Source organism: Planococcus kocurii (assembly GCF_001465835.2).
Taxonomy (GTDB): domain Bacteria; phylum Bacillota; class Bacilli; order Bacillales_A; family Planococcaceae; genus Planococcus; species Planococcus kocurii.
The window spans coordinates 1,257,794-1,277,838 of the sequence record NZ_CP013661.2 but is presented as its reverse complement, the minus strand read 5'-3'; the positions used below and the strand labels follow the sequence as shown (position 1 = coordinate 1,277,838).

Genomic DNA, 20,045 nt, shown 5'->3' with positions numbered 1-20,045 from the left:
GCCTTAAACCTTTCTGAAAAATGAATCGTTTTACGGTGAACTCAGTCCAGTTGTTTCAATGATGGCGGTATAGTAAACTGAACATAGCTACGTGAGGGAGGAAAGAATTTTGCCTACTCCAAGTATGGAAGACCACATTGAAATCATTTATTCTTTAATTGAGCAAAAAGGCTATGCGCGTGTATCGGATATCGCGGAGGCCTTATCCGTGTTACCTTCATCTGTAACTAAGATGGTACAGAAGCTGGATAAAGATGGCTACTTGATATACGAACGCTATAGAGGCCTTGTGTTAACGCCTAGAGGCCAGAAACTTGGCAAACGGTTATTGGAACGACATGGCTTGCTCGAGCAATTTCTCCAATTGATCGGTGTAGATGAAGAACGAATCTATGAAGATGTTGAAGGCATTGAACACCACTTGAGCTGGAATTCAATCGATCGGATTACCGATTTGGTCCAACTACTTGAAGAAAGCCCGGATTTTAGGGACAAACTGGAACAGTTAAAAAAAGAAGGAAAAGATAGTGAACAGAAATAGGAGGAGCTAATTATGGCGTTACACCCAGGATTAAAAGCATTACTACAAGTGAAAGATCGTTCGACATCGCAATGGATTTTATCAGATGGCTCAGGCGATGAAGTAATGATGAACGAATCAGAAATAGAAGAAGGCCAGGAAATTGGAGAAGAAATTGAAGTTTTTCTTTACCGCAATCGACAAGGTGGCGTTTCAGCAACTCCGATGATTCCGCATATTCTGCCAAGTGAGTATGGCTGGGCTAAAGTATTAAAAGTATCTCAGCGTGAAGGTGCAGTAGTGGATATTGGCACGACACGTGAAGTGTATTTGTTGCCTGCGGACCTTCCACAAATTTTGGAGTTGTGGCCAAAACAAGGTGATCATATTTTTATGACACTTCGAACAGATCGTCACGGTGATTTGTACGGACGTCTAGCAACCGAAGAAAAAGTACTAGAATTGATGCAACCAGCTCCGGAAACAGTTTTCAACCAAAATTTACAGGCACGTGCTTATCGATTATTGCCAGTCGGTACGTTTATGCTATCTGTACCTGATATGCACCGAATTTTCATCCATGAAACTGAACGTCAAGAAGAGCCGCGTTTAGGAGAAGAAAAAACAGTTCGTATTATTGGCGTAAAAGATGATGGAACATTGAATGGTTCTTTATTGCCGCGCAAACAAGAACGCTTACTGGACGATTCTGAACAAATTATGCGTTATCTAGAAGAGTCAGGCGGACAAATGCCATTTACCGACAAGTCTTCTCCAGACGAAATTCAAGAAATTTTCGGCATGAGCAAAGCTGCTTTTAAGCGTGCTATTGGTAAATTGTATAAAAATCGGCAGATCATCCAAGAAGAAGGATGGACTAAGTCAACTAAGTAAAGGAACCTTTTCAAGTTAATTTCGTATTAATTTGAAGAAAGGGGCAAGTTAACATGAAAAAAATAATGACTGTCATAGCATTACTGTTTACACTGTCTGTCGTATTGCCGTCATACAGTTCGGCAAATGTCGGCATTAACGAGAAATTTGGTCTGCCAATCGTCGTCTATGGAGGGAATTTATCAGCTGATGAAAAAGCATCTGTAGCTGACAGCCTAGATGTCGCAGAAGAAGTAGACGTAGAAGAAATTGAAGTGACCGGTGAAGATTTGATCAAGTACATTAAAGACGGAGATTCCCGTGCCAATATGTATTCATCTGCTAAAATTACTCGTAAAGATGAAGGCGCAGGATTAGTCATTAACATCGTGACACCAGAAAACATCACACAAGTGACTTCTGAAATGTATGGAAATGCTATGCTGACAGCGGGTATCGAAAACGCTACAGTAGAAGTTGCGGCACCAAAAGCGGTAACTGGCCATTCGGCACTTGTTGGAATCTACAAAGCCTATGAAGTGAATGGTGAAAAGTTGGATCCAGAACGGACAGACGTCGCCAATGATGAGTTAACTGTGGCAACTGAACTTGCAGATGGCGGGATAGAAGATGCTAAAGTCAGTGAGTTATTAACTGAAATCAAAAAACAAATTGCTGAAAAAAATCCTGCATCACGCGAAGAAGTAGAACAAATTGTTGAAGAACAATTGAGCAAACTTCAAATTGAGTTGAGTCCGGAAGACCGTCAATTATTAGTAGATTTGATGGATCGCATTCGTCAATTGGATATTGACTTTTCAAAGTGGTCAACGCAATTGGAAGACTTGAGTAAGACGATTGAGGATAAGCTTACGACAATCGTTAATGACGAAGGCTTCTGGGAAAGTGTGAAATCTTTCTTTAAAAAAATAGCCGATACAGTTAGCGGTTGGATAAACTAATTTGAAGCAGACATACTCTCCTTTCGAGAATGTGTCTGTTTTTTTTGTTGAATCAAATGGTTTGCAGGAAATAAAAGTGAATGATAGGATAAGTTTGTTATCTTGAATTCGAGATAAGAACAATTTCATAAATCGGGGTACATGCCGTTAATTTGGATTTCTAACGTAAGTGAAAAAATCAAAGAATAGCTACTCTGTAAAGAAGAGCAAGCTATTTAGGTGTTTTTAACAGGAGATGAAGGTCTGCTTGGCGAAATACATATAAACAAACGTTCGTAAATTTCGATATTTTAGTAACAGAACATATTGAAATTGACGTGTTTTTATCTGTTGAAGAGGAATTAGTGAATAGGAGGAGACTGAAAAATGGATTTTAAATTGGTTGAATTAGGCAGTGATGAATTTGCTTACCGTCTGGAAGTAGAAGGCATTATGAAAGCAGAGATTGCGTGGACGAAGTTAGCTGACGTGATGGTGATTGAACATACTTTTGTCGATGAATCAATGCGCAACAAAGGTCTGGCTAAAAAATTATTAGACCAGGCGGTGAACTTTGCTCGTAAAAATAATTTTAAAGTAGAGCCCGTGTGTTCTTATGCAGTAACTGCTTTTGATCGTTACAAAGAATACGAGGATGTGAAAATATAGAAATTTATACCCTGTTCTATTAGCTATACCAACAAAAAGGCATACAAAAAGCAATCCTCTTTCAATTGAGTGGATTGCTTTTTGTTAATAGTCTGCTATGTAGTTTTCCATTCATTACCTCCATTTAAATGCTGGTTATAAAAAGAACGATGGCTGTCAAGACTGATGCTCCACCAACTCCGTACATGAAATCTGCTTGACTAAAAATTAGATTTTTTTCCATTTTTTAGAACTCCTTTCAAATCTTTGTTATTAATAAAATACCCAGAAGAGAGCTGTTTAAACAGGTTTTATTAATTTAATTAAGGGAAAAGCATAAAGTAAGCAACTAAACTCTGCAATTATTACGTATACTAGCTTAAGAACTCAAAAGAAAGAGGTGAATCGCATGATTCAGAACACCGTGAATCGAGCGGGTGAGAAAGTATTAGGTATTATTGGAATTGTTTTTAACATTTTAGCAATGGCTTTAATCGGTTTTGCGATGGTCAGTTATTCGACTATGCCAGAGATGCGACAATTCATGGAGGAGGAAATGTTAGCAGATCCGACAATAACAAATCCAGAGGATGTACAGTTAATGCTAGATATGATGTCTTCAGGTTTTAATGTTGTGGGATGGGTAACGATTGCATTATTGGCGCTAAGTACAATTTTGGCGATTGTGGCGCTAATCAATCTTCGTAAAAAAGGGAAAGCATCGATTGCTGGCGTATTCTTTATTATTGCAGGATTGTTTGCAGGATTGTTGTCATTAACGTCTATTCTGTTTTACATCGCTGCCATTATGTGTTTTGTCCGAAAACCTCGGATAGAGTCAAATCAGAATTTACGTGGTGATGATTTTAAATACCAAGAAGATCAGTTGCACCGCAAAGAAGATTCATTACGTAACGACGATACAAAAATACGTAATGATGATGACACCCCTTACCGTCCGCTATAGGAGTGTTCCACAAATAAAAAAGACGTTCAGGCTGAAATCGCCTGAACGTCTTTTTTATTGAATTTATAAAAACAGCCACCTCTACAAGGCGGCTGTTTTTAAGTAGTAAACGTATTTGGCAGTTTGCAAAGGATGTCCTTCGAATAATTCTTCGAATTCCTCCAAAAACTTAAAGCCGTTCGTTTCATAGAAGTTGCGACCCTTTGTATTTTCACTTTCAACGTAGACAAATAACTGATGGCCATTGGTAAGATGACTTAAGCCACTGTCAAATAATTGCTTACCGTAACCGGAACGTTGAAATTCTGGTTTCATGTAAATAGCGATTAGCTCAGCATCGCCATCCTCATCGACTTTCGTGAAGTTGGCAAAACCGACAGGCTGCCCTTCGTGTTCTGCCAGTAATAAAATGGTTCTTTTTAAACGCATCTCCATCATCGGAGTAGAATAGGATTTATCGAGAAAACTTTCTTGAACAGTAGAGGGAATGATTCCTGCATACGTATCATTCCAACTCACTTTGGCGATCTCTTGAACAGATGAGATATCTGCAGATGTACCGGTACGAATCATGTAATCACCTCTGAAATTCTTTCTGCAATCATATCAAAAATAAAGGTGAATAGCCACTAATGTGGAATAATAGAAGTAAAGGGGTGACTATTAAGATATGGATTTTAAAATCTATCAGTTTGATGATTTATCAGCACGCACATTATATGATGTGCTAAAGTTGCGAGTTGATGTATTTGTAGTTGAACAAAACTGTCCTTATCCAGAAATAGATGGTTTAGACCAGCAAGCTATTCATTTACTTTACAGTGAAAATGACGCGATATTGGCCTATGCGCGATTAGTTCCGGCTGGTCTCAAGTATGAGTTTCCGTCAATTGGTCGAGTTATCGTTCACAAAGAGGCAAGAGGACGCGGGTTAGCCAAACAATTGATCGAGAAGAGCATCGACTATATTTCGGAACAATGGCAGGCGCAGGCAATTCAATTGCAAGGACAAGTATACTTGCAAGAGTTCTATCAATCTTTTGGATTCCAGCCTACTTCAGAAAGCTATGACGAAGATGGAATTCCGCACGTTGACATGAAGTGGACGCGTAATTAACTGTAATACTTTTGACATCTAATTTAGGATTAGCTTTGTGAAAAGCGGGGTAAATAGTAAGTAATGAAAAAAACGGATAAAGGAGTGCTGTAAATGGCAAGAGGAAGAGGTCTCTTATTAGCAGGTTTAGCTGCTGGAGCATATGCATATTTTAAAAATCCTGAAAATCGTGAAAAAGCCACTAAGGCTTTTAATGATACGAAAGTGAAGGTGAATTCTTACATGGAATCACAAAATTTGAACAAAAACGATCATTCAACTGCAAATGATGATAATGTCTCACACACTACAGAAGATCGAGAAGAAAAAATGGTTGCAGAAGGTGGAGCAGCCGCAAGCATCCAGTACTACAACGAACAACAACAAAAAAAGAAAGACAACGAAACTAGTGATGTGAAGTTGTCATCAAACGACGCTGGTAGCGAAAAGGCTGAAAACACGAAGTCAGCTACTCCAGAAACCAAAATTAATACAGATAATTTATAAAGATAAGAGGCTTTCACGTACGTTTCTGAAACCAAAATTAGTGGAGAAAACATACCTAATCTTCTCCAGCTGTTCTTGCAACAAAAAGACAAAAGGGCTGTCGCCAAAAGTCATGTTTCATGACTTTTTGGGACAGCCCCTTTTACTACCGATTATTTCTTTAAAGTCAGCACATTAAGTAAAGCAGAAGCAACTAATAAAGAGCCACTGACAATAAATCCTTGATTGGGATTGAGGGCTAAAGCCCCTGTAATACCAGAACCGACAACGACACCAGCGGAGAAAAAGGCGTAAAAGTAACCATAGGATCTTCCGCGAGACGAAGTGCTGGTCGAATCGATTAAAATGGAATTGATGGACGGAAACAGCAAAGCAAATCCAAGTCCATAAAAACACATACCCACATAAAGCAACAGTTCGGTTGACACCAAACTTACAAAGAATAATGAAACTCCCATGATGGTAAATCCAGCGATTAAAGTATAAATGGGTTTAACGATGTCAAAAATTCGGTTGGTTGGGAGCAGAAATACTAAGATTGCAGAAATTCCGAAGGTGCTCAACAACAAGCCGCTAAGTTGAGAATCGAATCCAAGGCTATCAACTTTAAGTGGCAACATATAAGCCAGCACACCTTGTGAGAACATCAGGAAAAAGGCACCTGAAAAAGAACGAATCAATCCGATATTTTTTAGAATATCTATCAAAGACGCAGAGTTTTTGATAGTTTTGTGTTTTGTTACGGCGGTTCGACGCAAGGCTAAAAAGGCCGCTACGCCAACAAGGAAAATCATCGTTCCGGTTAGAAGCATCGTTTCAGGAACATTGTTTCGACTTGTATAGACAGCGCCGTAAGCTGGCCCGACAATCGCAGCTAAACCGATAAAGGCGCCTGATATGGCTGCTCCTTTTCCACGCTTAGCTGTTTCTGTTCGATTGGCTAAGTACGTGAAGGCCGCGGGAACTACAAGTCCAGCTGCTAAGCCGTGCAGAAATCGCACTGCGAGTAAACTATAGGGCCCATCAATTAAGGAGTAGGTGAGTAATGTGGTACTTGTCGACAAGAGTCCAACGACTAAAATTGCAAATGGGCCTTTTCGATCGGAAAAAATGCCCGAAATAATATTTCCGAACGTATTCGATAATGAATACATACCAACTGCTAATCCGGCGATAAAAGGACTAGCGCCTAAAGACACCGCATACGTACTCATGATAGGTAGCTGGGCGAACAAGTCGAAGAAAGAAAAAAAGATAATCACATAAATGAAAATACGCAAGACGGTTCCTACTTTCCTTAACAATTACAGTTTGTAGAATTTGTCTGCCCAGACATAAGGCACATGACAACTATAAGTGTATTATACCATTGGAGGTCTGATGATGAAAAAAGCAATGTTTATATTAAATCCATCTTCCGGAAAAGAACAAGCTTCTGAATACCGCGACCAAGTTGAAAAGACACTCGTCTCAATGGGATACGAAGTAGATACAAGAGAAACTAAAAAAGCAAAAGATGCTACCCATTTTGCAGCAGAAGCCTGTGAGAAAGAATACGATTTCATCGTGGCGATGGGCGGAGATGGTACGATTAACGAGGCGGTATCAGGAATAGCTGAACAGTCTCATGAGCCACTTTTTTCGCTGATTCCACTTGGTACGGTCAACGATTTTGCGCGAGCTTTGGGAATTTCCTTGGACCCACCGTCCGCTATTGAAGCGCTTAAAACGGGTTACGAAAAGCGTGTAGATATTGCTAAAGTCGGAGAACAGTTCTTTATGAATATACTGGCAATTGGTGCCATTGCCGAGTCCACTTATGATATCGATCCAGCAAAAAAAACCAAATTGGGGGCGTTGGCCTATTTTATTGAAGGGGTAAAGGCCATTGCGGCTGACTCAGAAACCTATTTCGAAGTTGAACATGATAATGGGCTATGGTCTGGAGAAGCGAAATTAGTGCTCGTCGCTTTAACGAATTCAGTAGGTGGATTTGAAAAACTAGCGCCTGACGCCTTAACAGATGATGGTCTACTGCATCTATATATTGTGAAAAATGCTGCTTTGCCAGCTTTTGTCCGCATTGCAACTTCAGTACTTAGAGGAAAGTTAGAAGAAGATCCAGCAGTAGAAGTCATTCATACAACAAAAGTATCGATTAAAACAAATGAACCGTTATCTAGTAATATTGATGGAGATGAAGGCTGCGCAACTCCATTTATCATTGAAGTATTACCGCGCCATATCCGTGCGTTAATTCCACCAAACGAGGATGAATAACAGCGGAATTTGTATTCTGCTAGTTAAAATATAATGGCACAACAGATATGACTACCACACAGGAATTTACAGTAAGTCTGATTTCTATAGATTACTCTGGATTCCTGTTAAAATTAAGTTTTGTGAGTAAAAATGAAACTTATTAAGAGTAAAATCGTCTTATATAGTATAAAAATTGTATTAAAGCATTACTGAAGGCACAAGAGAAAGAATTCACATATAGAGCAAATTACATAAATAAAATACAAAAATAGCAGCTTCACTCTATTATTTTAGTTTATTTCAGTATATAGTTGAGATAATGCCGCAAAAACTTGTACAAAGAAAGACGGGGAAACGATGAATATTATCACAGCACCATCCATTCAAGAAACTATTTCAAAGATCTTTATGAATGAAACAGAAAGTTTAAACCAAATTGATGGATTGGATAAATTTTTTGAGATTGAAACACAGCTAATGTATGAAATTCACCACCTTGAAAAAGAGCGTGCTAAAGAAACATTAAGAGAATTAATTGACATGCTTTCACTTCGTTCCGAAAAAGATATTATCCGATCGATCCGTAATTATTACATCATCCTGTCTTCTGTTATGGCACGAAAATTGTATGAAATGCGTGTGCCGCCTAAAAAAGCATTTGCATTTAACTCTGCCTGTGTGGAATTGGTCGACAAACATATGAATGATTCAGAGTTCATGTTCGTAGCTGATGAGTTAATTGAGTTTTTTGTATCCATTATCTCTGAGCGCAAACAGCCTTCTTTTGGGCATCAAACAGTCAACAAAGTTGTTATTTACATTAATGATGAAGTAGAACGCGATTTATCGGTTGAAGACATTGCCAAACACTTTAGTATTTCAACAAGCCATTTGTCACGTATATTTAGAGAACATGCGGGTATTACACTAGTTGAATATTTGAACGTTCGTCGTGTAGAAGAGTCTCAATACTATCTTCGTCACTCCGATAAAGGCATTTCAGAAATTTCTAAGCAGTTTCATTTTTGCAATCAAAGTTACTTCACGCGAATTTTTAAGAAGTACACGGAAGTTACACCAAAGCAATTTCGTGATAGCCAGCACATTCCATATTTCCGCTATACGTTGCCAAATGCCAAGTAAGGAGAAGAAATTCTCCTTTTTTTCTTGCCATTAAAATGAATTTAGCAAATGGAATGCCGTAATTTTGTCACAAAAATTAAAAATTACACGAGTGTTCTGTTCATGGATTGAATTTTGTTGTGCTTATCGTTATACTTCAAGGTAGTTAAAAAAGGTGAAGGTGACTAATTTGAAAAAGAAAATTACATTATTAATGATGATGGCGTTCGCTGTTGTTTTATTGAGTGGATGTTCGGCGGTAGAAAACAAAGAAGGTATGTTTTATACGGTTTTTGTTAAACCGTTTGACGTGTCGTTGAATTATTTGGGTGACTTGTTTGGTGGAAGTTACGGGTTGGCAATTGTTGTGATTACGGTTATTATTCGTTTAGTATTAATGCCGTTTATGCTGCGGACATACAAACGCCAGCAGGGAATGAAAGTGAAAATGGATGCTATGCGTCCTGAAATGGAAGACATTCAAAAGCGCTTGAAAGAAACGAAAGACAAGGAAGAACAGATGAAATTGCAACAGGAAATGATGGGGCTTTACAAAAAACACGAAGTAAACCCGTTAAACATGGGATGCTTGCCTGTCGTTATCCAAATGCCAATCATCATGGGTCTGTACTTTGCTATCCTGCATTCGCCGGATGTTCAAGCCCACGAATTCTTATGGTTTAGTCTAGGTTCGCCGGACGTTATTATGACTTTGATTGCCGGAGCGGTCTATTTCTTCCAGGCAAAAGTATCTTTATGGACTATGCCTGAACAACAACAAAAACAAATGAAATTGTTCGTCTACATTTCTCCAATTATGATCATGTTCATTTCATTCACATCGATGGCAGCTTTACCGGTATACTGGACAGTCGGCGGGATTCTCCTGATTATCCAAACCTTTATTGGTCGTAAGTTCTACTCGAATCATCCAGAAAAAGCACTGGAAGCAGTAGAAGAGAAAAAATAATAATAAAGAGAGCCGGCAACTATTGTCGGCTTTCTTTTTTGGGAGATACTTATATGAATATGAAACTTGTACAAGGAATAGCAATTGGACTTTTGAGTGTCACGGCATTGACTTTTCTCCTGTTCGGCTATTTAGAAGTAGCTGTGCTGTTCATGACTTTGCTCTTCGTTCTAACAAACAGCTTTCGCTATCGTCATATGAAAGCGCAAGGAATGCACCGGGAAGCTAAATGGATGCTTGGCATGTCCGTCGTGTTCGGCCTATTGTTCTTTGTCGTTCTAGGGACGATCTTATTATAAAAAAAGCACAATCTCACTAACGAGATTGTGCTTTTTTTGTATAATCATATTTTTCTTTCATGCGTTCTTCAAGTAGTGTATCTAATTGATTCATCAATGCCTGGATATCATGTTCTGATAGTTGATCCAATGCTTCCAGCTCCTTAAGTGTTTATAAATAGTTATTCGAAAAGAGGTAAAAACTTAAGGGGGTCTTTTTGTTGATATTAATGAGGTCTTTTTTTGTCTAATAAATCCATTTAAAACTCAAGTAAAGTAAAGTTTTCAGAAGACATTGTCACATCTTCTGGAAGTAAATCGTTATTTTTAAAAAACAAAGAGAAAAAGCGACTTGTTAACGAAGAATTTCGTCAGTAAGAATGATAGAATAAAATAGAAATCGACAGAAGGAAGGCTTAGTATGAAATTTATCAATCGCGTAAATCAAAAAAATAAAAAGTTCTCTATCAAATGGGTGGTGATTGGTGTGTCAGCAATTATGGCTGCATTAGCGGCAGTATGGTTATATATGCACGACTTAGATGTCGAGCAAAGCATGAAAGCATTGACAGACGCTGTATCGACGGAAGAGTCTGCTGTAGAAACACCGAAAGATGAAGTTGCAAAACCAACTGAACCTGAAAAACCTGAAGAAGCGCCAGATGCTACGATTTATCCAGAAGACATTGAATTACCGAAAGCGCCAACCATTATTAACGGTGTGCTATTGGCAAACAAGCAGCATCCGTTACCCGAAACTTATGCACCTGGAGAAGTACCAGAAGCACGATCGGCTTTTGAGACAATGAAAGCAGCAGCGGCTGAAGCGGGTCTCAATCTGCACGGATTTAGTACATATCGTGATTTTGCGCGACAAAAGCAATTGTACGATAGCTATGTAGCGAAGGATGGTCAACAAGCAGCAGATCGATACAGTGCACGTCCCGGCTATTCGGAGCATCAAACAGGTCTGACGTTTGATATTGGAGAAGCTGGAAAAGAACAGCACTGGGCTTCGGCATCGTTTGGTGATACGGAAGGCGGCAAGTGGCTAGCGAGTAACGCACATCAGTATGGATTTATTCTGCGCTATCCAGAAGGCAGCGAACACATCACGGGCTATATGCATGAATCTTGGCATTTCCGATATGTGGGTAAAGACATTGCGACTGAAATCTATCAACAAGACATTACATTAGAAGAATATTTAGGGATTTAAGAAAGTAAAAAACGTCTCCTTTTTTCGGAGACGTTTTTTTATGAGCCAATTTAGATTCGTAAAAGTTATAAAAAGAATCACTTTTATCATAAAATAGGTGCTAACAGGCGGGCAATCGATTCTTTGGTTTTAATCATTCGTGTACGATCCAAATACATTTCATAAGTCAATTCAGTCGAGAGCTTCATATCACGATGGAAGAGTTCCGCAAGGTCAGTCGATATCTTTTCGTCGTAAATAAAAGCATTCACTTCAAAATTCAATTTAAAGCTTCGGACATCAATATTGGCGGTGCCAACAGTAGACGCCTTATTGTCTGTGACAATCATTTTTGTATGCAAAAAGCCATTGTCGTAAGTGAAAACACGTGCGCCAGCTCTTAGCATTTGTCCAACATAAGAGTAAGTTGCCCAGTAAACAAATGGATGATCTGGTTTATTTGGAATCATAATGCGGACATCGATACCTGATAAAGCTGCGATGCGAATCGCATCGTAGAAAGTAGCATCTGGTATAAAATAAGGTGTTTGTACGTAAACATAATCTTTAGCCAAGTTGATTAACTTTACGTACCCGTCTTTTATCTGTTCCCAATCTTCGTCAGGACCACTAGAAACGATTTGCATAGACGTATTTCCTTGCGCTGGTTTAACAGGAAAGAAAAATTCATCGTATGCAATGTCATGATGTACAGATGCCTGATTCCAATCACGGATAAAGCGTGTTTGCAAAGGATGCAGGGCACTGCCTTCAATACGCAAATGAGTGTCACGCCAGTACCCAAATTTTCGGCTTAATCCAATGTACTCATCGCCCACGTTAAAGCCACCGAGATATCCAACTTGGCCATCGATTACGACAATTTTTCGGTGATTGCGATAATTTAACCGCGGATTGATGATAGGTAAAATTGAAGGGAAGAAAGTTTCGACTTCTCCTCCAGCTGCTAATAATTCTTTGAAATGCCGTTTTCTTAAACTACGTGAACCCATATCGTCATAAAGTAAACGCACTTTCACGCCTTCTTTTGCTTTAGCAGTTAAAGCATCGACAATCCGAGTGCCTAGTTCATCTAATCTGAAAATGTAGTATTGGATATGAATATGGTTTTTGGCAGTTGCGATGTCCTTGAGTAGTGAATCAAATTTTTCACGACCATCATTAAAAATTTGAACACTGTTGTCTTGAGTCAGCAAAGCACCATTATTTCTTAAATGTAAGTAAATTAAATCGGAATACTTTTTTGTGTTGGGATCTTTAAATTCAAACTCGTGATCGTGCAATTCGTTCATTTGATGAGCAATTAGGCTTTCGATACCGATTCGTTTGTTGCCTTCCCACTTGAAAAGTGTCTTTTTTCTCAAGCGTCTGCCCAAAAACAAATAAATGAAGAAACCAAAAATCGGAATAAAAAATAAGACCAGTAGCCAAGCCCATGTAGAAGAGGCATCTCGTCGTTCAAGAAATACGAGCGCTGCTGCAAGCATAATGTTTAATACAAAAATGGCTGCCGTGAGAACACTAATAATGGTTACTGTCATTGGAATTCTCCTAACTTTAAAAACTTGCACAAGTAAATGCAACAATTTTTTAATCCCTGTGTCTAAAAATACGCAATTAAAAGAAAAACAGGCTTTTCCATAGCCGCGGATTCAAAAAATCCAGCCTCTTTAGAAACAGCAGGCTGGAGCAGGCTAGCTTAAATGTTCTTCTTGTTTTAACTGTTCTACAATGCCTTCGACTTCCATCCGGCTCATCTTTTCTTTTCCGGACTTCAACGCTTTTAGCGTACTATGTGCTAAAGCTAACGGAACTTTGCAGAACATGAGAATTCGCTTGTTTTTTATGGGTTTGACATACTGGTCAGCTTTAGCCAAGTTATTTTTGGCGTAATTGAACATGTCTTCACGTGTCCAACCTTCCGGCACAAACGTCACACCTCGTTCGAAATCTTCATCGTAATTTCGCAACATGTTGACGGCCTGTAATCCTCGGCCAAAAGCGATAGCGTGATCTGGGTCTGTTATTGTTCCGTCATGCCAGTACCAGATGTCTGAAAGCATTGTGCCAACGAGTCCAGCCACATAGTACGTATACTCATCTAAATCTTCTTTTGTTTTAATGACCCAATCTTTTTCTACCCATTTGGACATGCCACCAGCCATAATGGCTGTAGATTCCATTACTTTCCCTCGTATCTCCTCAGGACAAACACTAATCCAGTCAGCTAAACGCATAGTAACGGGAGGAAGAAAATTTTCATAGGGAGCAACAAGCTCCAAGTATTTGGACTCATTAAAATCTGTTTCCAGCATTTGTTGAATGGTGCTCAGTAACTGAATTTTAATCTGATCTTCTAGTTCGGGATGATCCTCAATTTCATCAATCGCGCGCATACAAAGGTAGGCTGAGCCAACAGTTTTCTTCAACGTAGGTTCTAAAAAGCTGATTGGGATGAAAAAGGTCCGGCTTGTTTCTTTTAGCATAGCCAAGGACTCTTTTTGTAAATTCGAAACTTTGCTCATCTCAATTTCCTCCTGTTGTGTGGTTTGACATTCACAGACTTTAAATATGGCAAACCTTCTGATTACAAAATGATCTCCTACTAAATATAAACCATATAGGTAAAAAAACAAACCTTTACCCTAGAACCTTAAATTTCGAAGAAAAAACCCCTTCAAACAAATTTCTGCTCAAAGGGAAAAGGTCAATCTGTATAAAAATAGCGCCAAGCTTCATGAATGCCGCCTGCAAATTCTTGTTTGGCCCGGTAAATAGACGGGTGCTCAGTTTGTTTGAGTAGTTCAGGCTGTGCATTGCCAACGATGACTGAAGGAAAACCCAGTGTCAACATTTCTACGTCATTTCCAGAATCACCGGCCACTAACAATTTAGCTGTATTTAGCTTGTACTTATCCAAAATGTATTGAAGAGCCTGTCCTTTGCCGCTACCGGATGGCAGGATATCGACATCACGACCGCCACTGTAAATGAGCTTGTGAGGAATGCCGGCTTTATTTAGTTGTGAACGAAAAGCTTCTACAATGGCTAAGTCTGAAGCGAAGTAAGAACAGCGTGTAGTAATTGGCAAATTTTGCGAAACCAAACCTGGAATCACTCTTGCAATCGCATCTATTTGTTGGGGCATCCAAGACTTTTCCAAGAATGCAGACCATTCAAGGTCTGGCTTTAATGAATCGCCTATGTAAATGCCGGTTCCCACGTCTGTAATAAGCACGTGGGGAACCGGTAAATTTTGTTCTGTCATGAGAGATAGGGCAGATTGGTAATGACGCCCGGTAATATAGATTAACGAAACTGTATAAGTTTGGGCATTATAAAAATCCAACAATTTTTTTAAACTATTGCGATCACCGACGAGCGTTCCGTCTAAATCTGTTGCCAACAAATGCGTTGCTCTGTTCATCGATAATCACCTCGTACAATGTATTTATGCGTTTGGAAATAGAGTCCCAGTCAAAATCTTTGCGCGCAATTTGCACGGCTTGACGACTTAATCGTTCAGTTAATAATGCGTTTGCTGACAAGACCTCCATCGCAATCGCCAAGTCAATTTCATTTTTTGTTTCGACTAACAGACCGGTAATACCGTCTTGAACAACGTTTTTCAATCCGCCAATATCTGAAGCAATAACGGGACTGCCACAGGCCTGGGCTTCTGCGGCGACCATTCCGAATGATTCATAAAAGCTTGGTACAATTGTAGCTGTAGCTGAGTTAAATAATAATGCCAGCTCTTCTTGAGACTGCGAACCTAAGAACTCGATGCGATGTTCAATCCCGCGAACGGCTTCACGCAGTTTTTTGTCTTTAGGTAAATTTGTTTCCAAATCGATAGATTCAGCATCTCCACCAGCAATAATCAAATAAGGTGTATCGGTAGGACCCGTTTTTTCTACTAGTAATTGAAAAGCTTTTAGCAGCGTAAAAATTCCTTTAGTTACTTCCAGTCTTCCGGCAAAAACAAAGAGAGGGTTGTGGTAACCGAATTTTTTGCGTAAATGTGATCGGTTTCCACGTACTTTAAATGCTCGGTCTACACCGATGGGGATAACTTTGATGGGAGAAGGAGAGTTGACAAAAGTTTGGATCAATTGTTTTTCGTTATTAGTAGTAGCAAGTACATAGTCTGCATTTTTTAAAATAGCTCCTTCTGCATTTATCCGGCGCTGATCATGAACTCCTGTTGCTTTTTCTTTTGCCCATGCGAGTGAGTGAGCGGTGTGTACATAAGGCAATCCAAAGTCTTTCTTCAATTTTTTACCGATTAAACCAGATAACCAATAATGAGTATGGACAATATCATAGGATTCCAGATTTACTGTGCTTTTTAGCTCTTCATAAAAGGCAGGAAGCATTGTGTACATCTCATCTTTTGACACGAATCCTTTATGTCCAGATTCCAGTCTGATTACTCGACATGCTGTCCCGAACGTTTCTATTTGAGGTGCTGAAGAATCGCACCAATGAGTTGCGACGTCTACTTGCCATCCTTTGTTTTCTAATGCGAGTGCTAATTGCTTTACGTAATTATTTTGGCCACCCGCTTGTTTGCCACCGAGTTCAGCTAATGGATCGCCATGATCCGAAATAAATAATGCTTTCTTACTCATAAAAGCTCAACTCCTTTTCGTGTTATTGGTCGTTTAGTAAAATAGGTTATCATAGTTATTTACCCACACTACAAAATTCTAAACATTGTATTTTGAATTGTCATTCTTTTTGGAAATCATCAGGAACGAGAAAGCTGTTTCTGCTGATAAATGGTAGTTATTTTGTGTGGACGTATTTACCGTGAGCAGGCACCGCGGTTTTTTGAAAATTCTCTGCCAAATCAACCAATCCTTTAGCGAGAGCTGCACCAGTCATTGGTTTGCCGTGACCTGTTGCAGCGATTGAAGGCTTAAGGTCAGCCAGTTTGCAGACAGACTCCCAAGCGGCACGCCAATCTGTTGTGAAATAAACAGGTGGACCGTGTATTTCTTTTTTCTGTCGCAGAACTTTATACAACGAATCTTGTTTCACCGTAACAAAAGCATCGCCCGCAATGAGAAGACGATCTTGTTCGCGGAACAGTGAGACATGACCCGCTGAATGTCCTGGTGTATGAATCGATTGCCACCCCGGCATTGTTGGGACGCTACCATCTGAGGGTAGTTCATGGAGATGCGCAGAAATATCAATTGCTTTGGCTGGGAAAATGCTTGACATTTTTGCCAACAGTCCGCCTTCGACTGTCGTATCAGGCTTTGGATAATCAGTGATGCCTTTTAAGTAAGAAAATTCAAGAGGGTGCGCATAAACCGGCACTTTGTATTGTTCTAAAATATCAATGAGACTACCCACATGATCAAAATGACCATGTGTTAGAATGATGGCTTTGAGCTGATGCTCAGGTCCAAAGCGTTTTTCTGCGGCCTCGAGGATTTTATTCGCATTATGTGGCATGCCTGCATCAATTAATACCCACTCGTTACTGGTAGCGGGATTGCCGATAAAGAAAACATTGGCTACTTGGACGGTATAGCAGTATACATCGGGAGCTATCTCGACTCCAGACCCGCTATGAATAGAAGTTATGGGCAATAGGTTTTCAGTTGATTGACTTCTTTCCATAAGATTAGTTCCTCCTCTGGTAAACTTCTGCTGACATTACTACTAATAGCTTTACCCGAAATTCTAAATTTGAATCCGTATCAGGCTAAATCTATGAAATGGATTTGAGTCTCTTGGCTGACTGGATTAGAATGAAGACACAAGACTTTTGGAAACTGGGTGTTTACATGAAATCATTAATTATTATTGGTTCAGGAATTTTAGGAGCCTCTACTGCCTACCATGCAGCCAAAGCTGGAGCGTCAGTTACTTTAATAGATAGAGGCGATAAAGGACAAGCAACGGGAGCGGCAGCGGGTATCGTTTGTCCATGGATTTCGCAGCGAAGAAACAAAGCATGGTACGGACTAGCGAAAAGCGGTGCCAAGTATTATCCTGAATTGATTCGTGAGCTTGAAGCTTTAGGTGAAACCGATACGGGTTACAAACAAGTCGGCATCGTTAGCATCCATGAAGAGAGCAAACTAGATAAGATGGAGCAAAAAGCATATGAACGAAGAGTGGATGCACCTGAAATGGGAGACATCAAGAGACTGTCATCAAAAGAAACAATAGCCCTTTTTCCGTATGCGACAGAGGAATATGGAGCGCTTTGGGTCAGCGGAGCGGCTCGAGTGGATGGAAAAGCCATTCGAGACGCTTTGATTTCTTCGGCTGTAAAACTTGGAGCAGAGCGTTTAACCGGCGATGCTGAATTGTTTGTAGAAAACTCACAAGTGGTTGGCGTTCTAGTAGAAGGACAAAAAATCTATGCAGACCGAGTCATCTCGACAGGAGGCGCATGGGCTGCAGATTTGTTCAAACCCTTGGAATTAGATTTAGATATTGTGCCACAAAAAGCGCAAATTCTTCAGTTGCAAGCAGATGAACAGAGTACAGGTGATTGGCCAGTTGCTATGGTTCCTTACGGTCAATACATTGTGCCTTTTGCGAACGGTAGAATTGTTGCTGGAGCTACCCATGAAAACGGAGTAGGCTTTGATGACAAATTAACAGCGGGCGGTATTCACCACATTCTAGATAAAACATTAGAAGCAGCACCTGGGCTTGGACAAACGGAAATGGCGGGTGCTGCTACCGGATTTCGTCCAGCTACCACAAGTGCATTGCCATTTATTGGTCAAGTTCCGGGCTACGAAAACTTCTATGTGGCAAACGGACTTGGCGCTTCAGGTCTGACTGCAGGTCCTTATTTGGGAGGGCAACTAGCAAAACTCGCACTTGGGGAACTTGTTGATATCGATTTGAGTCTTTATCAAGTAGAAGATGCATTTAGAAGCTGAAGGGAGGCGGAAGATCATGTATTGGTGCAAAGTTGCTCGAACCGAGGCGGAATTTAAGGACATTGCGCGTTTAAACTACGAAACCTTTGTGGAAGAAATTCCTCAACACCAAGCAAATGACAGTGGGACGCGCACGGATCTATTTCATAAACAGAATACCTACTTAATTGTGTTGTCAGGAGTGGAGGTAGTTGGAATGATTGCGCTACGTTCTGAACGTCCTTTTTCGTTGGATCTCAAAATTGGATCTATTGAAGAGTTCCTACCAGATGCCGGTAAGGTTTGTGAAATCCGTTTGCTGGCCGTTCGAAAAGAACATCGGAATGGGCGTGTTTTTTTCCTTTTAGCACGCGCCCTGTCCGATTATTGTCTCGAGCAAGGGTTTGACTCGGCAGTGATTTCCGGAACAGTCCGTCAGATGAAACTGTATGGACAGCTGGGCTTTCGAGCATTTGCGGAACCAATGGGGACAGGCGCAGCTGTCTTTGTTCCAATGGTCACGACACGTCATCAGTACAATGATTCTGTCGCAGCGAGGTTACAAGCAAAGCGCCGCTTATTTTTACCTGGTCCTGTGGCGTTAACTGCGGAACTCGCTACTCCTTTTCAAGAAGCACCTATTTCTCACAGGTCCGCGGCTTTTCGTGAAGTTCGACAAGAAGTAGACCGCATGCTCGAAGAAATGACGGAAATGATTCCACATCTGCTTTCAGGGAGTGGCACTTTAGCAAACGAAGCAATGCTTGGGCAAATCAAGCGGCTAAACTCCAAAGGGCTGATTTTAGTAAATGGCGAATTTGGCAAACGGTTAGTCCAACAAGCACAGCGATTAAGCATGGAATTTGAGGTAGTTGAAGAAGCGTGGGGTCAAGCTTTTCAAATGGAAAAAATAGCGCGTCAGCTGGAACAAGAGAATGTCAGTTGGGTTTTGATGGCTCATGGCGAAACGTCTACTGGTCAATTAAATGATTTTCGTATACTAGCTGATACATGTAAACAGCGAAATGTGAAATTGTGTTTAGATTGCATTAGCAGTTTTGGTGCCGTACCGTTGTCATTGGAAAATGTGTGGCTTGCGACAGCAACGAGTGGCAAAGCACTTGGAACATTAAGTGGAGTCGCTATCGTTTTTAGTAGCCATAAAATTGATCCAGACGACAACTTGCCAAGTTATTTGGATTTGGGGCTTTATGCAACAGATGTACCGTTTACGTTTTCTGCAAGTTTATTAGAAAGCATGCATCGCGCATTAAAAGCGTATCCTGCGCGATATGAACGATTAAAACAACGGTTTATACAAATGAAAGAAGATACGAAAGACTGGCCAAACTTGGCTACTGGCTACCCGACGTCTCGCACATTTAAAATAATAGAAGAGACTCGATTTTTAGTCGAAGATGCTCATCTTTCAGGATTTGAGTTACATTGTGCCAGCAGTTATTTGAAAGTGCGTCAGTTGTTCCAAGTTTCTTGCATCCAACCCGAGTTCGAAAAGGATTGGCAGCATTTTCTCGAGTTTCACGACGTCTATCAGCGCTATCATACAAAAGAAAAAGCCTATCATGAAGAGTGATGGGCTTTTTTGCGAGTTTGTTGTCGTCAAGTTCTTGGTAAATCAATGACATGGGGCATGCATAGTAGCTTTCTCGGTTTTAATAGAATCGATCGGTTATTCCTAGGTGTATAAAAAATATATGAACAAATACCTGTTTTTATTGTCTG

Annotated in this window: 21 protein-coding genes; 14 read left to right on the top strand and 7 right to left on the bottom strand. The window is 40.1% G+C overall.

From position 1 onward, the window contains the following. The first annotated feature begins 109 nt into the window (after positions 1-109). From mntR to AUO94_RS06260, 5 genes are all read left to right on the top strand, one after another. Positions 110-541: a transcriptional regulator MntR gene (mntR, locus tag AUO94_RS06280; RefSeq protein ID WP_058386412.1), complete on the top strand. Its 432-nt coding sequence runs from the start codon at positions 110-112 to the stop codon at positions 539-541. Between the two features lie 12 nt (positions 542-553). Next, positions 554-1,414 carry a CvfB family protein gene (locus AUO94_RS06275; protein WP_058386411.1) on the top strand — a complete coding sequence of 287 codons (861 nt, stop codon included), beginning with the start codon at positions 554-556 and terminating at the stop codon, positions 1,412-1,414. A 53-nt stretch (positions 1,415-1,467) separates the two neighbouring features. Next, positions 1,468-2,355, top strand: a complete 888-nt coding sequence (locus AUO94_RS06270; RefSeq protein WP_058386410.1) for a DUF1002 domain-containing protein — start codon at positions 1,468-1,470, stop codon at positions 2,353-2,355. Between the two features lie 366 nt (positions 2,356-2,721). Next, positions 2,722-3,003, top strand: coding sequence for a GNAT family N-acetyltransferase (locus tag AUO94_RS06265; protein ID WP_058386409.1), 282 nt, complete (start codon positions 2,722-2,724; stop codon positions 3,001-3,003). 388 nt (positions 3,004-3,391) lie between these two features. Further along, complete coding sequence (locus tag AUO94_RS06260; protein ID WP_058386408.1) at positions 3,392-3,949, top strand: DUF4064 domain-containing protein; 558 nt, start codon at positions 3,392-3,394, stop codon at positions 3,947-3,949. 81 nt (positions 3,950-4,030) lie between these two features. Here the strand turns inward: AUO94_RS06260 and AUO94_RS06255 are convergent, their stop codons facing one another. Then, positions 4,031-4,522 (bottom strand): GNAT family N-acetyltransferase, encoded by a 492-nt coding sequence (locus tag AUO94_RS06255; protein WP_058386407.1) that lies wholly within the window; start codon positions 4,520-4,522, stop codon positions 4,031-4,033. 97 nt (positions 4,523-4,619) lie between these two features. On the opposite strand from AUO94_RS06255, the gene AUO94_RS06250 reads away from it, so the two are divergent. Together AUO94_RS06250 and AUO94_RS06245 are read left to right on the top strand one after the other, a co-directional pair. Further along, positions 4,620-5,066, top strand: a complete 447-nt coding sequence (locus tag AUO94_RS06250) for a GNAT family N-acetyltransferase (RefSeq protein WP_058386406.1) — start codon at positions 4,620-4,622, stop codon at positions 5,064-5,066. A gap of 93 nt (positions 5,067-5,159) precedes the next feature. Continuing rightward, positions 5,160-5,552, top strand: a complete 393-nt coding sequence (locus tag AUO94_RS06245) for a hypothetical protein (RefSeq protein WP_058386405.1) — start codon at positions 5,160-5,162, stop codon at positions 5,550-5,552. A gap of 152 nt (positions 5,553-5,704) precedes the next feature. Here the strand turns inward: AUO94_RS06245 and AUO94_RS06240 are convergent, their stop codons facing one another. Then, positions 5,705-6,832 (bottom strand): MFS transporter, encoded by a 1,128-nt coding sequence (locus AUO94_RS06240; protein WP_058386404.1) that lies wholly within the window; start codon positions 6,830-6,832, stop codon positions 5,705-5,707. 103 nt (positions 6,833-6,935) lie between these two features. On the opposite strand from AUO94_RS06240, the gene AUO94_RS06235 reads away from it, so the two are divergent. From AUO94_RS06235 to AUO94_RS06215, 5 genes are all read left to right on the top strand, one after another. After that, a complete protein-coding gene (locus AUO94_RS06235) occupies positions 6,936-7,832 on the top strand; it encodes a diacylglycerol/lipid kinase family protein (protein WP_058386403.1) in 897 nt (298 codons plus the stop codon). Positions 7,833-8,171: 339 nt separating this feature from the next. Next, positions 8,172-8,957, top strand: coding sequence for an AraC family transcriptional regulator (locus tag AUO94_RS06230; protein WP_058386402.1), 786 nt, complete (start codon positions 8,172-8,174; stop codon positions 8,955-8,957). A gap of 169 nt (positions 8,958-9,126) precedes the next feature. Beyond that, on the top strand, positions 9,127-9,906 hold the full coding sequence (gene yidC, locus AUO94_RS06225; protein WP_058386401.1) for a membrane protein insertase YidC: 780 nt from the start codon (positions 9,127-9,129) through the stop codon (positions 9,904-9,906). 53 nt (positions 9,907-9,959) lie between these two features. After that, positions 9,960-10,205, top strand: a complete 246-nt coding sequence (locus AUO94_RS06220) for a hypothetical protein (protein ID WP_058386400.1) — start codon at positions 9,960-9,962, stop codon at positions 10,203-10,205. A 400-nt stretch (positions 10,206-10,605) separates the two neighbouring features. Next, entirely contained in the window at positions 10,606-11,403 is a 798-nt protein-coding gene (locus tag AUO94_RS06215) for a M15 family metallopeptidase (RefSeq protein ID WP_058386399.1), read from the top strand. Positions 11,404-11,489: 86 nt separating this feature from the next. Here AUO94_RS06215 and cls read toward each other — a convergent pair whose 3' ends face one another. The 5 genes from cls to AUO94_RS06190 all read right to left on the bottom strand — a co-directional run bounded on the left by cls (position 11,490) and on the right by AUO94_RS06190 (position 17,040). Further along, on the bottom strand, positions 11,490-12,944 hold the full coding sequence (cls, locus tag AUO94_RS06210) for a cardiolipin synthase (protein WP_058386398.1): 1,455 nt from the start codon (positions 12,942-12,944) through the stop codon (positions 11,490-11,492). A gap of 153 nt (positions 12,945-13,097) precedes the next feature. After that, on the bottom strand, positions 13,098-13,928 hold the full coding sequence (locus AUO94_RS06205; RefSeq protein WP_058386397.1) for a squalene/phytoene synthase family protein: 831 nt from the start codon (positions 13,926-13,928) through the stop codon (positions 13,098-13,100). A gap of 182 nt (positions 13,929-14,110) precedes the next feature. Next, complete coding sequence (locus tag AUO94_RS06200) at positions 14,111-14,830, bottom strand: HAD-IIB family hydrolase (RefSeq protein ID WP_058386396.1); 720 nt, start codon at positions 14,828-14,830, stop codon at positions 14,111-14,113. Beyond that, positions 14,775-16,037 carry a glycosyltransferase gene (locus tag AUO94_RS06195; protein ID WP_058386395.1) on the bottom strand — a complete coding sequence of 421 codons (1,263 nt, stop codon included), beginning with the start codon at positions 16,035-16,037 and terminating at the stop codon, positions 14,775-14,777. Before AUO94_RS06195 ends, AUO94_RS06200 begins: the two co-directional genes overlap by 56 nt. A gap of 157 nt (positions 16,038-16,194) precedes the next feature. Further along, complete coding sequence (locus AUO94_RS06190; RefSeq protein WP_058386394.1) at positions 16,195-17,040, bottom strand: MBL fold metallo-hydrolase; 846 nt, start codon at positions 17,038-17,040, stop codon at positions 16,195-16,197. Between the two features lie 167 nt (positions 17,041-17,207). Here AUO94_RS06190 and AUO94_RS06185 point away from each other — a divergent pair, with 167 nt between their 5' ends. After that, positions 17,208-18,323 carry an NAD(P)/FAD-dependent oxidoreductase gene (locus AUO94_RS06185; RefSeq protein WP_058386972.1) on the top strand — a complete coding sequence of 372 codons (1,116 nt, stop codon included), beginning with the start codon at positions 17,208-17,210 and terminating at the stop codon, positions 18,321-18,323. 16 nt (positions 18,324-18,339) lie between these two features. Continuing rightward, positions 18,340-19,896, top strand: a complete 1,557-nt coding sequence (locus AUO94_RS06180; protein WP_058386393.1) for a GNAT family N-acetyltransferase — start codon at positions 18,340-18,342, stop codon at positions 19,894-19,896. The last annotated feature ends 149 nt before the right edge of the window (positions 19,897-20,045 follow it).

Coding starts and splice junctions, on each gene's coding strand:
- AUO94_RS06275 (WP_058386411.1), top strand. CDS start 554: ATGGCGTTACACCCAGGATTAAAAGCATTACTACAAGTGAAAGATCGT.
- AUO94_RS06270 (WP_058386410.1), top strand. CDS start 1,468: ATGAAAAAAATAATGACTGTCATAGCATTACTGTTTACACTGTCTGTC.
- AUO94_RS06265 (WP_058386409.1), top strand. CDS start 2,722: ATGGATTTTAAATTGGTTGAATTAGGCAGTGATGAATTTGCTTACCGT.
- AUO94_RS06260 (WP_058386408.1), top strand. CDS start 3,392: ATGATTCAGAACACCGTGAATCGAGCGGGTGAGAAAGTATTAGGTATT.
- AUO94_RS06255 (WP_058386407.1), bottom strand. CDS start 4,522: ATGATTCGTACCGGTACATCTGCAGATATCTCATCTGTTCAAGAGATC.
- AUO94_RS06250 (WP_058386406.1), top strand. CDS start 4,620: ATGGATTTTAAAATCTATCAGTTTGATGATTTATCAGCACGCACATTA.
- AUO94_RS06245 (WP_058386405.1), top strand. CDS start 5,160: ATGGCAAGAGGAAGAGGTCTCTTATTAGCAGGTTTAGCTGCTGGAGCA.
- AUO94_RS06235 (WP_058386403.1), top strand. CDS start 6,936: ATGAAAAAAGCAATGTTTATATTAAATCCATCTTCCGGAAAAGAACAA.
- AUO94_RS06230 (WP_058386402.1), top strand. CDS start 8,172: ATGAATATTATCACAGCACCATCCATTCAAGAAACTATTTCAAAGATC.
- AUO94_RS06220 (WP_058386400.1), top strand. CDS start 9,960: ATGAATATGAAACTTGTACAAGGAATAGCAATTGGACTTTTGAGTGTC.
- AUO94_RS06215 (WP_058386399.1), top strand. CDS start 10,606: ATGAAATTTATCAATCGCGTAAATCAAAAAAATAAAAAGTTCTCTATC.
- cls (WP_058386398.1), bottom strand. CDS start 12,944: ATGACAGTAACCATTATTAGTGTTCTCACGGCAGCCATTTTTGTATTA.
- AUO94_RS06205 (WP_058386397.1), bottom strand. CDS start 13,928: ATGAGCAAAGTTTCGAATTTACAAAAAGAGTCCTTGGCTATGCTAAAA.
- AUO94_RS06200 (WP_058386396.1), bottom strand. CDS start 14,830: ATGAACAGAGCAACGCATTTGTTGGCAACAGATTTAGACGGAACGCTC.
- AUO94_RS06195 (WP_058386395.1), bottom strand. CDS start 16,037: ATGAGTAAGAAAGCATTATTTATTTCGGATCATGGCGATCCATTAGCT.
- AUO94_RS06190 (WP_058386394.1), bottom strand. CDS start 17,040: ATGGAAAGAAGTCAATCAACTGAAAACCTATTGCCCATAACTTCTATT.
- AUO94_RS06185 (WP_058386972.1), top strand. CDS start 17,208: ATGAAATCATTAATTATTATTGGTTCAGGAATTTTAGGAGCCTCTACT.
- AUO94_RS06180 (WP_058386393.1), top strand. CDS start 18,340: ATGTATTGGTGCAAAGTTGCTCGAACCGAGGCGGAATTTAAGGACATT.